This is a genomic window from Catellatospora sp. IY07-71, assembly GCF_018326265.1.
Taxonomy (GTDB): domain Bacteria; phylum Actinomycetota; class Actinomycetes; order Mycobacteriales; family Micromonosporaceae; genus Catellatospora.
In genome coordinates, this window is sequence record NZ_AP023360.1 from 4,512,455 (window position 1) to 4,526,991 (window position 14,537).

General features: G+C 72.2%; 14 protein-coding genes. 10 read left to right on the top strand and 4 right to left on the bottom strand.

Going from position 1 to position 14,537, the window contains the following annotated elements; all coding sequences use genetic code 11:
• Positions 1–3: 3 nt before the first annotated feature.
• Genes CS0771_RS20260 through CS0771_RS20300 form a run of 9 tightly spaced genes read left to right on the top strand, consistent with a single transcriptional unit; the run spans position 4 to position 5,597 of the window.
• Positions 4–369 (top strand): hypothetical protein, encoded by a 366-nt coding sequence (locus tag CS0771_RS20260; RefSeq protein WP_212842441.1) that lies wholly within the window; start codon positions 4–6, stop codon positions 367–369.
• Complete coding sequence (locus tag CS0771_RS20265; RefSeq protein WP_212842442.1) at positions 366–686, top strand: hypothetical protein; 321 nt, start codon at positions 366–368, stop codon at positions 684–686. The genes CS0771_RS20260 and CS0771_RS20265 overlap by 4 nt, the downstream gene beginning before the upstream one ends.
• Positions 683–1,066: an RRQRL motif-containing zinc-binding protein gene (locus CS0771_RS20270; protein ID WP_212842443.1), complete on the top strand. Its 384-nt coding sequence runs from the start codon at positions 683–685 to the stop codon at positions 1,064–1,066. The genes CS0771_RS20265 and CS0771_RS20270 overlap by 4 nt, the downstream gene beginning before the upstream one ends.
• Positions 1,063–1,383 (top strand): hypothetical protein, encoded by a 321-nt coding sequence (locus CS0771_RS20275; RefSeq protein ID WP_212842444.1) that lies wholly within the window; start codon positions 1,063–1,065, stop codon positions 1,381–1,383. The genes CS0771_RS20270 and CS0771_RS20275 overlap by 4 nt, the downstream gene beginning before the upstream one ends.
• Positions 1,376–2,191 (top strand): DUF2637 domain-containing protein, encoded by an 816-nt coding sequence (locus tag CS0771_RS20280; RefSeq protein ID WP_212842445.1) that lies wholly within the window; start codon positions 1,376–1,378, stop codon positions 2,189–2,191. The genes CS0771_RS20275 and CS0771_RS20280 overlap by 8 nt, the downstream gene beginning before the upstream one ends.
• Positions 2,188–2,451, top strand: coding sequence for a hypothetical protein (locus CS0771_RS20285; protein ID WP_212842446.1), 264 nt, complete (start codon positions 2,188–2,190; stop codon positions 2,449–2,451). Before CS0771_RS20280 ends, CS0771_RS20285 begins: the two co-directional genes overlap by 4 nt.
• Positions 2,451–4,187, top strand: a complete 1,737-nt coding sequence (locus tag CS0771_RS20290; protein ID WP_212842447.1) for a replication initiator — start codon at positions 2,451–2,453, stop codon at positions 4,185–4,187. The genes CS0771_RS20285 and CS0771_RS20290 overlap by 1 nt, the downstream gene beginning before the upstream one ends.
• Complete coding sequence (locus CS0771_RS20295) at positions 4,184–4,372, top strand: helix-turn-helix domain-containing protein (protein ID WP_212842448.1); 189 nt, start codon at positions 4,184–4,186, stop codon at positions 4,370–4,372. Before CS0771_RS20290 ends, CS0771_RS20295 begins: the two co-directional genes overlap by 4 nt.
• A 13-nt stretch (positions 4,373–4,385) precedes the next feature.
• Complete coding sequence (locus tag CS0771_RS20300) at positions 4,386–5,597, top strand: site-specific integrase (RefSeq protein WP_212842449.1); 1,212 nt, start codon at positions 4,386–4,388, stop codon at positions 5,595–5,597.
• Between the two features lie 25 nt (positions 5,598–5,622).
• Here CS0771_RS20300 and CS0771_RS20305 read toward each other — a convergent pair whose 3' ends face one another.
• On the bottom strand, positions 5,623–7,890 hold the full coding sequence (locus CS0771_RS20305; RefSeq protein ID WP_212842450.1) for a cellulose binding domain-containing protein: 2,268 nt from the start codon (positions 7,888–7,890) through the stop codon (positions 5,623–5,625).
• 157 nt (positions 7,891–8,047) lie between these two features.
• Positions 8,048–8,845, bottom strand: a complete 798-nt coding sequence (locus CS0771_RS20310; RefSeq protein ID WP_212842451.1) for a hypothetical protein — start codon at positions 8,843–8,845, stop codon at positions 8,048–8,050.
• 342 nt (positions 8,846–9,187) lie between these two features.
• Between CS0771_RS20310 and CS0771_RS20315 the strand changes: the two genes are divergently transcribed.
• The gene (locus tag CS0771_RS20315; protein ID WP_212842452.1) at positions 9,188–10,060 is read left to right on the top strand and encodes a septum formation family protein; all 873 of its coding nucleotides are present in this window, start codon (positions 9,188–9,190) and stop codon (positions 10,058–10,060) included.
• Between the two features lie 21 nt (positions 10,061–10,081).
• On the opposite strand, the gene CS0771_RS20320 is transcribed toward CS0771_RS20315, so the two are convergent.
• Both CS0771_RS20320 and CS0771_RS20325 read right to left on the bottom strand, forming a co-directional pair.
• Positions 10,082–11,596 (bottom strand): hypothetical protein, encoded by a 1,515-nt coding sequence (locus tag CS0771_RS20320; RefSeq protein ID WP_212842453.1) that lies wholly within the window; start codon positions 11,594–11,596, stop codon positions 10,082–10,084.
• Entirely contained in the window at positions 11,589–14,534 is a 2,946-nt protein-coding gene (locus tag CS0771_RS20325) for an ATP-binding protein (protein WP_212842454.1), read from the bottom strand. The genes CS0771_RS20320 and CS0771_RS20325 overlap by 8 nt, the downstream gene beginning before the upstream one ends.
• Positions 14,535–14,537 lie beyond the last annotated feature (3 nt).

Below are 14,537 nucleotides of genomic sequence, written 5' to 3' on the forward strand. Positions count from 1 at the left end.
TCGATGAACCCTACCCTCAACCCGGTCCGCCCGGCCGTAGACGCCCTCCCCGAGGCGATCGCCGCGCACCTGGACCTGCTCACCCGAGAGCCCGACACCCGTACCCGCAACCAGGTCGCCGCCGGGTGGCTGCGCTCCTGCCTGGACCGCCTCGCCGCTGAGGTCACGACCGACTCCGGGCGTGACGAGATCGCCGACGCCCTGGCCATGCTGGCCGCCCTGCTGCAGGCCGACCGGGCCGACGCCCGCTGGACCTACGACCGCGCCGCCGTCGACCTGGACGACGAGCACGCCGACACCCCGGCCACCGTGCCGGACGGCATCGCCCTGTACCACGTGACGGCCAAGGGCTGGGAGCGCAAGCGATGACCCAGCCGACCGACACCGTCAAGAACACCGTCAAGGACACCTTGACGATCCCCGCCCAGCGCACCCGCACCCGTGGTGCGGTGGAGAACCGCGAGTTCGCGGCCTTCGCCCGACGCATCATCCGCGCCCACGCCCGCCGCGTCGCCTCCGGCGACGTCGAGGCCCTCACCGACCTGGTCGCCCTGTCGACCGCCGTGGACCAGGCCATCACCGACGCCGTGACCGGCCTCAAGGACTTCGGCTACTCCTGGACCGAGATCGCCAACCGAATCGGCATCAGCAAGCAGGCCGCCCAGCAGCGCTGGGGGCAGAAGTGACCACCACCACCCGCCCCACCGGGGCCTTCTCCAAGTTCTACGACCCGACCGGCGCCCGCTACGGGCTGCCCACCTACCCCTACTCCTGCGCCCCTGACGGGCTGGCCACCATCCGGCAGCTTCGCGCGGCCGGCCTTCGGGCCGGCGGACACGACCCGGTGGCCCAGATCCTCTGGCGCAACCCGCGCCACCCCCGCGTGGCCTACCTCTACCGCACCGACCTCGCGCTGCCCAAGCGCACCGCCACCCCGGCGCAGCTCACCGCCATCGCCGCGGCTCTCACCGCCCGCCGCACCTGCTCCACCTGCCAGCAGGTGAAGCCCTACTACATCCCGACCCGCTACGGCCGCTGCCTCGACTGCCGTGGAGGCACCCGATGAGCGACACCATCCGCGTCGACATCGTCGACAAGAGCCCTGGCAACGGCGGCTGGCGCATCACCGGCACCTGCCCCGACCGGATCTCCGCATCCGGTGGCCTGCACGTCTACGCCGGACGCACCGCCATGGTCTTGGACTGTGCCTCCGACGAGGTCATCGTCACCGGCCGGTCCCTGTCCGGCGTCCTGCAGAACCTCGCCGATTTCACCGGCCTGCCGGTCCGCCTCACCGACGAGGTCCACGGCCGGACCAACACCTTCCACCCCGCTACGGGGACCACCCTGCCTGCCGACCTCAGGGAGGTTGACCATGTCTGACATCCGCACCCGGGGCCGTGGCTGGGCCTACGCCGGGACCATCGTCGGCGGTGGGCTGTCCATCGCCGCCAACCTCATGCACAGCTTCGTGCCCCCCGCCGACGCCCCCGAGGGCTGGACCCCCAAGGTCGGCGCGGTCGTGTTCTCGGTCTTCTGGCCGATCCTGCTGTTCATCGCCGTCGAGATCCTCGCCCGCGTCATCTGGCCCGAGGGCCGCTGGTACAAGGTGGCCCGCTTCGGCGGCATCCTGCCGGTCGCGATCGTCGCCGGATACGTGTCCTACCGGCACCTGTCAGCGCTGCTCGCCTCCTGGGGCGAGGAGACCGCAACCGTCTACGTCGGCCCGCTGGCCATCGACGGCCTCATGATCATGGCCACGGCCGCACTGCTGGTCATCGGCAACAACACCCGCACCACCGCCGACACCACGACCACCACCCCGGCCCCTGTCCCGGCTGCGCCGGTCACCCCGGCTCCGGCCACGGTCGCCAACACCGGCAGCGGTCACTCTCCGCGCCCGCCTGCCACAACCCAGCGTCACGACACCTCGGCCGGTGGGCCGGTCGTCATCGTGGACCCGGTCCTCGACGCCGAGCCGGTCACCGTACCGGCGCACCTGCTCACCACCGCCCGGTTCACCATGAACCAGTTCGCGGGCTCCATCGGCCGTCCCATCAGTGCCGACGAGCTGGCGGCCTACATGAACGTCACCCCCGTCATGGCCCGGCTGATCCTGGCCGAACTCGGGGAGAACGTTCCGGCCATCACCAGCGCCCACCTCAACGGCACCCCGGCAGGTGCCCGGTGAGCATCATCCGTGTCGAGGTGGATTACTACCGCCACACGTCCCCGGCCAACCCTGAGCCGCACGTGGTCGACACCCGCCAGAAGATCGCCGACGTGATCCCCGGTGGGGCCTGCCTCACCCCGGTCACCGTGCGATCCGGCGACACCACCCGCACCATCGCCTGCGGAAGGCACGAACCGGCCTCGCGCCAGTGCCGCGCCTGCCGCGTCACCATCATCGAGGTCCGCACCAACGTCCACGACACCGGTGCGTACGCCTGATGACGGCTTCGATGCTGGACGCCGCACCCCGACCCCTCATTACGGGCCGGGGTGCGGCCTCGAACACCGAAACCGGCCACCCCTCCACGGTCGGCAGCATCTTCCACACCGCTCTCCTCGACCGCACCTCGCAGGGCGACTACTTCGGCTGGCTGGAGCACATTCGCTCGGCCGCAGGCTGCACCCGCCCAGTCCGGCTCGCCGGGGAGCTACACACCGTGCACCGGCACGGCGACGCCGCGACCGTGCTGGACTCCAGCTCCACCGCGACGATGCCTGACGGCACGATCTACAAGGCCTGCGGCAACCGGCGCGCCTCGCTGTGCCCGTCCTGCGCCCGCACCTACCAAGCCGACGCCTACCAGCTCCTGCGCGCAGGGCTCGTCGGCGGTAAAGGCATCCCGGCCACCGTCGCCACCCACCCGGCCGTATTCGCCACGTTCACCGCACCGTCGTTCGGGCTGGTCCACCGCCGCGTGGTCAAACGCCACACCTGCACCGACCGGCGCCGCTGCGACTGCCGCCCCAAGCCCTGCCGCGCCCGCCGCCCGGCCGACGACGCCACCGACTGCGCCCACGGCACGCCCGTGGCCTGCTTCGCCCGCCATGACGCCGACGATCCCCGGCTCGGTCAGCCCTTCTGCCTCGACTGCTACGACCACGCCGCCCAGGTCGTGTGGAACCTGTACGCCGGTGAGCTGTGGCGGCGCACCAAGCAGGCCATCGACCGCGAACTTGCCAAGCTCGCCCGGCGGCTCGGCATCCCCCGCGTTCAGGTCGGCATCCACCCGGTCACCGGGCATCGGATCACCAAACCGCCCGTGCACACCTCCTGCGGCAAGGTCGCCGAGTTCCAGACACGCGGCGCGGTCCACTTCCACGCCCTCATCCGCCTGGACGGCGTCGACGCCGACGACCCGGACGCCATCGCCGCGCCCGCGGCCGCGTTCACCGCCGCCGACCTCGACGCCGCGATCCGGGCCGCCGCCGCGTCCATCGACTTCACCACCCCAGCACACCCCGACCAGCCCGCAGGCTGGCGCATCGCCTGGGGAGACCCGCGCAAGGGCATCGACGTGCGCCCGATCAACCTCGACGGGGCCGAAGTCACCGACAGCATGGCCGCCGGATACCTGGCCAAGTACGCCACCAAATCCACGGAGGCGACCGGACACGCCTCCGTGCGGCTCACCGACGAGACGATCGACTACTACGCCGACCCTGACGGCAGCCACGCCGCCCGCCTCGTCGCCGCCTGCTGGCGACTCGGCCGCCCCACCCACAAGCCGGTTCCGCTGGGGGACCGGCCTCGCCGTGGTGACGCTGTGCTCCCGCCGGCCACTACGGCGCGTGACATCAACGCCGAGAATCCCTACGCCGGGCTGCGCCGCTGGGCACACATGCTCGGCTTCGGCGGCCACTTCATGAGCAAGAGCCGCCGCTACTCGGTCACCTTCGGCCAACTGCGCGCCGTACGCACCGCCTACCGCCGCGCCGAGCTGCCCGACCACCCCGGCGCGCTCCAGATCGGCCACGACGACCAGGACCACGAAGACACCATCCTCGTCGTCGGCACCCTCGCCTTCGCCGGAGTCGGCTGGCACACCAGCGCAGACGCGCTGCTGGCCAACACCGCTGCCGCCATGGCCCGCGAACGAGCAGCCACCGGCCGCGAAGAGATCGCACACGAACTCGGCACCACCCCGCCCACCCCACACCCCTTGGAGCACCCATGAGCAGCGCCACCACCCACCGCCTGTGGAGCGTCGACGACGTCTCCACGTACCTCGGCATCCCCGTGGAAACCCTCTACACCTGGCGCAAACGCCGCTACGGACCACCAGCCGCCCGCGTCGGTAAACACCTCCGCTACGACCCCGACGCCGTCCGCGCCTGGTTCACCGCCCAAACGACCGCCTGAACAGGAGAGACGAATGGCACACATCGAGGACCGTTGGTACAAGACCGTCGTCGGCGACGACGGCAAGAAGAAGCGGGTCAAGACCGGCCTACACGGCAAGGGCCTGCGCTATCGGGTGCGATACGTGGCCCCGGATGGCCGTGAGCGGTCGCAGTCGTTCCCCGACCGAGAGAAGAAGCAGGCAGAAGACTTCCTGATCAAGATTGAGAACGACAAGCGAGCGCAAACCTACGTCGACCCTCACGCGGGTCGGATTTCGTTCCGGCAGTACGCCGAGCAGTGGCTGGCGACCGTCGCAGTCGACGAGTCGACGCGGGAGAACTACGGCTCGCGTCTGCGCAACCACATCCTGCCGTTCTTCGGCACGCGATCACTAGCCTCGATCAAGCCGGAGATGGTGCGGCATTGGGACCGGGCGTCCGGCCTCGCCGTGGCGACCCGAGCGGTGAACTTCGCAATCCTGCAGGCGATCTTCAATGCTGCCATCGACGACGAGCGGATCGCGAAGAACCCGTGCGCTGCCAAGTCGGTGACTGCGCCCAAGCCGGAGCCGAGGACGGTCGTGCCGTGGACCGCCGGACAGGTCCTGGCAGTTCGCTCTGGACTGCTCGACCGGTACCGCTCGATGGTCGACGTGGCGGCTGGGTGCGGCGTCCGGCAGGGTGAGGCCTTCGGCCTCAGCATCGATGACCTGGACAACGACGCCGGGTGGTTGCACGTTCGCCGTCAGGTCAAGCGGGTGAAGCACCGGCTCGTGTTCGGCCTGCCCAAGAGCGACAAAGAACGCCGGGTGCCACTGCCGGCAAGAGTCAGCCAGGCGTTGAAGATGCACGTCGAGCAGTTTCCGCCGGTCGAAGTTACGTTGCCCTGGGAAGACCCGGACTCGACGAAACTCGTGACGGTTCCCCTGGTCTTCACCTCGCTACGCCCGTATGCGATCAACCGCAACTCGTTCGACCCCAAGCACTGGCATCGCGCGCTCCGGCACGCCGGGATCGCGCCGGGCCGTGACTCCGGCATGCATGCCCTGCGCCACTTCTACGCTTCGGTCCTCCTGGACGCGGGGGAGAACGTCAAGGCTCTGTCCGAGTACCTCGGCCACGCCAACGCGGCGTTCACGCTCCGGGTCTATGCCCACCTCATGCCGGGCAGTCAGGACCGTACTCGCCGCGCCATCGATGAGATGTTCGGTGAGAACGGCCCTGACGGCCTGGCGACGGCCTGATCATGAAATCAGGCCGTCGCGGAGATCATCGGACGTAGATGTTGGGAGAGTTTGGCGTGGTCATGCCGTCGCCGATGAAGAAGCTGGGGTGGGGCGGCTGGTTGTAGGCGGTGTTCTGCCAGGCGATCGCCACCCGGTACATCGGGTCGTGCATCAGGGTGTGGATGCGGCGGTCCGTGGTGTTGGTGGTGGCGTAGATACGCAGCGCGGTGTTGTCGCTGGTACGCCAGATCACCTCCTCGCGCCAGTCGCCGAACAGGTCGGCGGACAGGGCCGGGGTCGCCTTGGTGCCGTTGTTGGAGGCGACGCCGCTGGCGGTGAGCAGGCGGGTGTCGCCGCCGGTGCCGTACTTGTCGATGCGGGTCTGGTCGAGCAGCTCCCGCACCGGGTCCCCGTCCCACCAGACCAGGAAGTTGATCGAGCTGGGTTCCCGGCCGAGCGAGGCCCCGTTGGCGGTGTTGCGCAGGGTGGTGTCCGAGGCGGACCAGGCTTCCGCGCCGGGGCTGCCGGCCCAGATGTCACCCGCGACGCCACGCCCGTTGTCGGCCCCGGAGGCGGTGCTCCACAGGATCTGGCCGGTGCGCGCGTCGGCCAGCCACGAGCCCGGCTGGCTGGTGCTCTCGCTGACCTTGAACACCTCGAGCCCGGCCCGGCTCGGGACCAGGTCGCCGACGTGCAGCGCGTCGCCGTGGCCGCGGCCGGTGTTCCACAGCGGCTGGCCGTTGTCGTTGATCGTCATCGCGCCGAAGATGATCTCGTCGCGCCCGTCGGCGTCCACGTCGCCGATGGACAGCTGGTGGTTGCCCTGCCCGGCGTACTGGCTGCCCGCGCTGTTGGAGTCGAAGGTCCAGCGGCGGGTCAGGCTCCCGTTGCGGAAGTCCCAGGCCACGATGACGGTACGGGTGTAGTACCCGCGCGACATGATCAGGCTCGGCCGCGCCCCGTCGAGGTACGCCGTGCCCGCGAGGAACCGGTCGACCCGGTTGCCGTAGCTGTCGCCCCAGGACGAGACCGTGCCGCGCGGCGGCTCGTAGTTGACCGTGGACAGCGCCGCGCCGTTGAGGCCGTTGAACATGGTCAGGTACTCCGGGCCGGTGAGGATGTAGCCGGAGGAGTTGCGGTGGTCGGCGCTCGCGTTGCCGATGACCGTGCCGACGCCGTCGCGGGTCGCGTCGGCGGTCTTCATGGCGACCTCGGCGCGGCCGTCGCCGTCGTAGTCGTACACCTGGAACTGGGTGTAGTGCGCTCCGGCCCGGATGTTGCGGCCCAGGTCGATGCGCCACATGCGGGTGCCGTTGAGCCGGTACGCGTCGACGTAGACGTTGCCGGTGACCCCGGACTGCGAGTTGTCCTTGGCGTTGTCCGGGTCCCACTTGAGCACGATCTCGTACTGCCCGTCGCCGTCGAGGTCGCCGACCGACGCGTCGTTGGCGGAGTAGCCGCTCGCCGGAGCCGAGATCGGCACGTCGAGGTAGTTGCCGCCGGTGAAGCGCAGCGACGCCCCGGACGCGGCCTGCTCGACGCCGCCGACGACGGCCCGCACGGTGTAGGACGCGTCCGCGGCCGCGCCGTTGTCCAGGTAGTTCGTCGAGTTGGTGATGGGGGAGGCGGTCACCTTGGTGCCGCCCCGGTACAGGTTGAACCCGGTGCTGTAGGACTCGGTGCCCAGCAGCCGCCAGGACACCAGGTTGCCGCTGCCGGAGCGGACGCTGACCAGGCCCCGGTTCAGGTCCTCCATCTGCTTCGCGCCGGACGGCGGCGGCCCGGACGGGCTCGGCGACGGCGGCGCGGAGGGTGACGGGGAGGCCGACGGCGATGCCGAGGGCTGCGGTGACGCGCTGGCCGACGGCGACGGCGCGCCGGAGGTCGGCGCGGGGGCACCGGTGCAGGTGGTGCCGTTGAGCGCGAAGCTCGCCGGGGCCGGGTTCGATACGTCGTTCCAGCTGGCGTTGAAGCCGAACGCGGTGCTCGCGTTGGTCGCGATGGGCGCGTTGTAGCCGGCGTCGCGGACGGACACGGCCGCCCCCGACTGGGTGTGCGTGCCGTTCCACAGCTGGCTGATGACCTGCCCGCCGGTGAAGCTCCAGGTCAGGGTCCAGCCGTTGACCGGGTCGCCGAGGTTGGTGATGGTGACGTTGGCGCCGAAGCCGCCGCCCCACTGGTTGGTGACGGCGTAGTCGACGCGGCAGCCCGCCGCGGCCTGGGCGCTGACCGCCGCGATCAGGCCGGCGGTCAGGGCGGTTGCGGTGGCGCCGGCGAGGATCGCCAGGCGCCGTCGGGTACGTGTGGGCATCTGTGTGCTCCCGAGAAAGGAGGGACGGAGATCGCGGCCGACCGGTCGATGCATGCCCGTGCATCCGGTTGGCGTGGTTCGCGGTAGCGTGCCCTGCTCCCGTGAGCGATGTTAGACCCGTCGATGAACCGTTTCAACCCGAGAAGCGGCCAGGCGGTCAGGCCGCCGCCACCCGGACCGTCACCGGCGCACCCCACCAGCCGTCACGCACGAACAGCGCGCCGTACCAGCCGGACTGCGCGGGCCGGAAGGTGAGCGTCACGGTCTGCGGCCGGTCGAGGTCGTAGAACGGCGTCGACGCGGACGCCACCGCCGTGCCGCGGGTCCGCGCCCAGGTCGCCGGATCGGTGGCGCTGCTGCCGAGCAGGTGCAGCGAACTGAACCCGCCGGTCGCGGTGAACGTGTATGTGGCCGTGTTCGACAGATACACGTCGCGGATGTCGACGGTCCAGTCGAGATAGCTCGCGCCGATGGGCTGGTCGACGGCCGGGGTGGAGGTCGACAGGGTGCGCCCGCCCGCGACGAACTGGACGTTGTACTTGACCGGGTTGGTGTTGCCGGAGTGGCTCAGCACCCGCGTCGCGTAGGCGCCGACGGGCAGGCGCCCGGAGTTGTTGTCGAAGGCGACCCAGTCGGCGGGGATGAAGTCGCCCTGCCGGCTCTCGCCCAGCAGGCATCCGTCCGGCCCGAACAGTGCGATGTCCGAGTCCCAGCCCTGCGAGCCGCGGGTGGCCACGACCGACCAGAAGTTGCTGCGCGTGGTCACACGATAGGTCGCGAGCTGCCATTTCAGCACCGCGCCCTCATCGTTGAGGGTCGCGCTGGTGGGCGCGAGACACGGCAGCGGCCCGGCGGACGCGGCCGGTGGCCCGGCGGCGAGCGTGGTGGCGACGAGCGCGGCGCACGCCGCGGCGAGGCGTGACACGCGGTGGGTGGTGCGGGGCCGCTCTGCCATGGTGATCTCCATACCTCGTTCGGCGTGGACACCATGGTCCGGTCGCGGTGGACCCCGGCACAGCGAAGGTCGGCATCCGGACAGCCGCACCGTCGGTCCGCGCGCGGATACCGAATGGCACGGCTATCCGTCAATGGCGGGGATGCGGACAGCCCGACCGGGCAACCCTCTCCTGACGAAAGGAAGGGCACCTTCTTATCGTTTTCCGTAGTAGAAGGTGCCCTTCCTAACCTTTCCAGCTGCGGCCGGGCGGGGCGTGAGCCCTGTTCTGGCCGTTCGGCTGATCTGCGGCGTCTCAAGATCGCATACCATCGCCCAGGCTACGACCTGGGAGGACTGGCGATGCGGGGACGCCTTTTGGCCGGCACTGTGCTGGCCGCACTGCTGACGAATCTGGCGCTGGCGGGCTGCGCGCCCGGCCTGCCGTCGCAGGCGGACGGCAAGCTCGTCGACGACTGGGCCAAGATGGCCGCCGTCACGGGCTGGGAGCCGAAGGTGGGCGAGTGCCTCGGCGGCGCCCCGACGGAGGTGGCGATGCGCAGCGCGCCGATCGTCGACTGCGCGGAGACGCACTACGGCGAGGTCGTGCACGTGGGCACCGTCAAGACCGACAAGTACCCGGGCCCGGCGCAGAAGGCCGCGGCCCTGGCCGAGTGCGACGCCAAGGCCAAGGTCTACCTGGGCCGCCCGTGGGGCGAGGCCCGGCTGGAGCTGCGGGTGGCGTTCCCGCGCACCGGCACCTGGGAGAGCGGCGCCCGCTGGTTCCGCTGCGAGGTCGCCCAGATCAAGACCGCCGACGACGACAGCAGCTTCACCACCCGCACGGGCAGCCTGAAGGGCGCCATCCCGGCCGCGCTGCTGGCCGGCTGCGTCTTCGTGCACAAGACCGGCGACGACATCTCCCAGATGGAGGACGTGCCGTGCAGCAAGGCGCACCACGCGGAGTATGTGGGCGTCTTCCGTGACACCGCCACCAGCCCGTACCCGACGTCCGACCGGCAGTGGAACCGCATCCACCGCGAGTGCGACAAGCTCACCGCCAAGTTCGTCGGCGTCAGCGTGAACCAGACGCTCTACTACGGCGGCATCGCCTCGGTCCGCGACAAGGACACCTGGGCGTCGGGCGACCACGCGGTGCGCTGCGCGATCTCGTTCGGCAAGAAGACCGTGAAGAAGTCGGTCCGCGGCAGCAAGGGCAAGGGCATCCCGCTCTGACCCGGTCGCCGTCCGGTGCCGTCACTGCCGGTCCGGTGGGTTGACCTCGAAGCCCTTCAGCTTCCCGGCCACCCCGTCGGACCGGCCTCCGCCGTATGTCGTGATCACGAGCGTCACGTTGGGCGGCATGGGCTGCCTGGCCGCGGCCGCCGCCTGCGCGTCGGCGATCGTCTGGCGCAGCTCGGCGATGTGCGGGACGTCGTCGTAGCGGGACCCGGCGATCTCCTGCGACACCTTGCCGAGGTTCGTGGCGAGGTTGTCCGTGAGGGCGGTAGAGCTGGTGACCGGCCGCTCGCTGCGCAGGTTCTTGTTGTCGACGAGGTGCACCTCCAGCTTGCCCCCCTCGGCCTTGAACGCGATCGCGTCGATGCCGGGCGCGTTCCAGCGGTGGCCCGCCTGGCCGCTGGGGCCGTCCAGCAGGTTCCAGCCCTTGCTGCCGTACGCGAAGGCCATGCTCTGCTCGCCGAGCACGCCGCGGGGCTCGGTCGGCGCGGTGCGGTACTCACCCGGCTGCGGCGTCGCCGTGGGCTCCCGGAAGACGAAGCCGGGCAGTTCCGCCGGCGCCGCGCGCTCGCCCGGCGCCTTCGCCCCGCGGGGCGGTTCGACCAGCCCGATCTCGGGACCGCGCGGGGTCGCCCGCGCCGCCTCGTGCCGGGCGCGCTGCTCGTAGACGTGCGGCACGGCCGCGCCCGCCATGTCGGTCACCAGGCTCGCGATCCGGCCGGCGGCGTACGCGCGCTGGTCGTCCAGGCCCATCCACTTGCTGATGGAGACGGTCAGCGGTGACTCGGCGACGGCCGCCATCCGCTCCTGCCGCTCGTGCCGCGCCGCGTCCTCCTTGGTGCCCATCCGGCCCGTGCCATCCATGACCAGCTGCTCCTGACTGCCGTGGGGGACAGCGTGACGCCCGGTGCTGTCGAGGAAACCGCCCACCTTGTTGATCTGGTCGCCGGTCAGGCCGCGTGCCTTCAGCCCGTCCGGGTCGTCGCGGATCTGCCGGGCGAGCTGGTCGAGCCGGTCCTGCGGCACGTAGCGGCCCTCGGGAATATTCAGCGCCTTGTGGATGGCCTGGTCGACGGCGGGCGTCGGCTGTCGGTCGCGCGGGTCGTCGCCCAGCCGGGCGAACGCCAGGATGGTCGAGGCGGTCGGCATGTCCTTGCCGATCTGCATCGCCGCGTCGGGATGCTCGCGCAGGTAGGCACGGAAGTCGTTGACGGCGTTGCGGCTCATCCCGGCCGCGTCGCACGCCCCGCGGACCTGCTCCACGGTCAGCCGCGGCTCGGCGGGCCGGGCCGCCGCGTCGGGCGGGAGCACGTTCCGGATCCCCTTGTCGGCCAGCGCGGCGGACAGGTCGGCGCGGGCCTGCCCGATCGGCTTCGCCCCGTCGACCCGGGCCCAGCTCGGATCGGGCTGCTTGGCCGCGTCCGCGGCGCGGTTCTGCTCGTTGCGGTTGTTCCAGGCCGAGCTGTCGGGCGGTGGGACCGGCGGTGGCTTCTGCGCGGGGTTGTCGGCGGGGCGGCGAGGTACCTCATTCACGGTGCTCTCCCTGGGTGGCCGGTGCGGGATCGGTGGCGCCGGGCTGATCGCCGGGCGGTGCGGCGGGGCCTCGGCCGGACAGCAGGTCGGGCAGCCATGCCGCGTCCAGCAGCACGGGCAGCGCCAGCTCGACGTGCCGGGTCCAGGCGGGGTCGGTGCGGGTCGCGCCGAGCGCGGTCTCCAGCGCGCTGGGCCGCAGCGCCCCGTACGCCACCAGGTCGCACGCGGCCACGTCGGCGTGCGCCAGGTCGCGCAGCGCGATCACGGCCGCGCGCTGCTCGCGGCGGGTCTCGCCGGGGATGCGGCGGCCGGTGTCGCGCTCCCAGGCGCCCGTGCGCGGATCGCGCGGCCCGTCGGCCGGCCCCTCCTCCAGGTACGCCTTGATGCCGACCCACCGGTACACGGCGGCCAGGTGCGCGTAGTCGTCGGCGGCGCACAGCCCGGCCACGGGTGTGCCGGTCAGCGCCGCCCGCAGCGCGTCCACGCAGTGACCGGCCAGGCCGTCGGGCGAGTGTCCCGGTCGCAGCGCGGCGGTGCGCACGGCTACCGCGCCGTCCACCGCGTGCGAGATGGCGCAGTCGACCTCCCGGGTCGGTTCGACGGCGAGCTGGAGCAGCTGATCCGGGTGGGCGGAGGGCGGCCGGTGCCCGGCCAGGTGCGCCACCACCACGGCCTCGGCCCACAGGGTGAGCCACGGGTGCCGGCGCAGCAGGCGCTGCGCCGTGCGCATGTCCAGCAGCGTGCAGGCCCGCGCGTGGCACTCCTGGCCGCAGGTCGGCGAGCGCCGCCCGGACAGCAGCGCCGCCGGGCCGGTGGTGTCGTGCGGGCGCTCCTCGACGTCGCTGCCGTCGGCCAGGCTCACCAGCAGCGGCCGGTCCATGCCGTCGGCGAACACCGCGGCCCGGCCGGGGGGCAGGCTGACGATCTGGCGGGACTGGTCCTCGTCGACGTTCATGGTGGCGCCGACGCTCTCCCGGTCGTCGGCGGCGGGCAGCCGGTGCACGATCTTCAGCGCGGTGTTCTTGACGACGTCGACGGCCAGCTTGCTCGGGATCTGCTCGACCACGATCAGGCCCTCGCCGTACGCGCGCACCTCGGCGAGCAGGGACGCGAACGCCTCGACGGCGTGCCGGGCGGGTCCGGCCGCGCCGGGTTCGGTGCGCCGCAGCAGCCGGTGCGCCTCCTCGATCACGGTGAGGTGGCTCAGCGGCATGCGACGCCCTCCGGCCTGCTTCGCCAGCACCCGCAGGTGCTCGGTGAGCCGCAGCAGGACCGCGCCGATGAAGAACGCCTTGTCCGCGTCGTCGCCGACGTCCTCGATCTCCATCACCACGTTGCGGGCGCGCAGCAGCGCGAAGTCCAGCGGGTGGCCGCCCTCGAAGAACCGGCCGGTGGTGCCCAGGCGCAGGCTGCCCAGCCGCACCTTGATGAAGCCGCGCACGTTGTCGGTGACCTCGCGGCCGTAGCCGATCTCGTCCACCACCGACTCGGCGACGCGCTGCAGGTCGCCGAGGGTGGGGTAGCGGGGCTCCGGGCCGGGGTGGGCGGGCGCGCCCAGGGTCAGGTCCCAGCCCAGCTCCTCGTAGCTGCGGGTGAGCGCGGCGGCGAGGAGCTGCGGGAACGGCTCCTGCGCCTCGAACGCGGCCAGGAACAGCGAGCGCACCAGGTCCACATGGGTCTGCAGCGGGAAGTCCGGCGCCGGCCGCAGCGGGTTGAACCCGGCGGGCACGCCGCCCGGCTCGCCCGGCTTGAGCACGAGCACCTCGCCGCCCAGCTCGGCCAGCCGGGCCGCCATGCGGGCGTACTCGGCCTTGGCCGGTTCGATGACCAGCCAGGGCAGGCCCGCCCGGGTCGCCTCGGTGAGCAGGTGGCGTACGGTCTGCGACTTGCCCGCGCCGGTCGCGCCGCACACGAAGGTGTGCCGGTTGAGCACGTCGCGGGGCACCGTCAGCTCCCCGGCGGGCTGTCCGCCCTCGTCCAGCACCTGCCCGACGCCGATGCCGGGCCCCTCCCGCCGCTCCGCGGTGACGTCGAACGTGTGCGGCTCGACCAGGTGCAGGCCGGGCATCTCCCGGCGCGGCGGCCGGGTCAGCGCGGCGAGCAGCTCGGTGCCCGCGGTGAACCCGGCTCCGGCGCGTACCGCCCCGGCGAGCAGCGCGGCGGGTCCGGCCGGGGCGAGGGTGTACGGCAGCCCGTCCAGCTCGGCCGCCGCGCACAGCAGACCCGCGACCGCCGCCGCGGCCGGCTCGCCGACCCCGCCGGCCAGCACCTGGATGTGCCATGCCCCGCCGTGCTGGGCGCGGCTCAGCTCGCGGTGGCGGGCCTGCGCGCGTTCCAGCTGGATGCGTTTCTCCTCGCCCACCTCGCCGCGGGTCAGCGGCAGGATGCCCGCGACGAGCCGGTCGAGTTCCTGCTTCACCTCGGCGGGCGGCAGCGGCCGGGCCAGCACCAGCCAGCCGAACGATCCCGGCAGGTGCCCGACGTGCTGGTCGAACGAGCCGCGGCGCAGCTGCGGGCGCTCCCGCGCCGAGTCCGCCGGGGCCCACAGCGCGTCCGGCCACGCCGCGCACGGCACCCAGTGCGGGAGCAGGCCCAGCAGGACGTCCAGCTCCGCCGGGGCGAGCCGGGCCGCCTCCGCGCCGGGCGGGAACAGCACGGGGTGCGCCCGGCCGGAGCCGGTGCCCGGCGGCGCGCCGGTCGCGGGCGGGAAGCCGGGCCGCCCGCCGAGCACCACGTGCAGCCGGGGATCGTGCGGCACCCGCAGCCACGCCGTCGCGAGCCGCGCGTCCGGCCCGGCCGCCAGCAGCGTGGGGTGGGCGCCCGCCAGCGAGGCGGCGAGCGGGCCCAGCTCATCGCGGCGGCCCTCGGCGTCGTCGCGGCGCTCGCGCGGCGGGCGGGGCAGCCGGGTCAGCCGGTGCAGGTCGAAGTCGCCGAACACGTC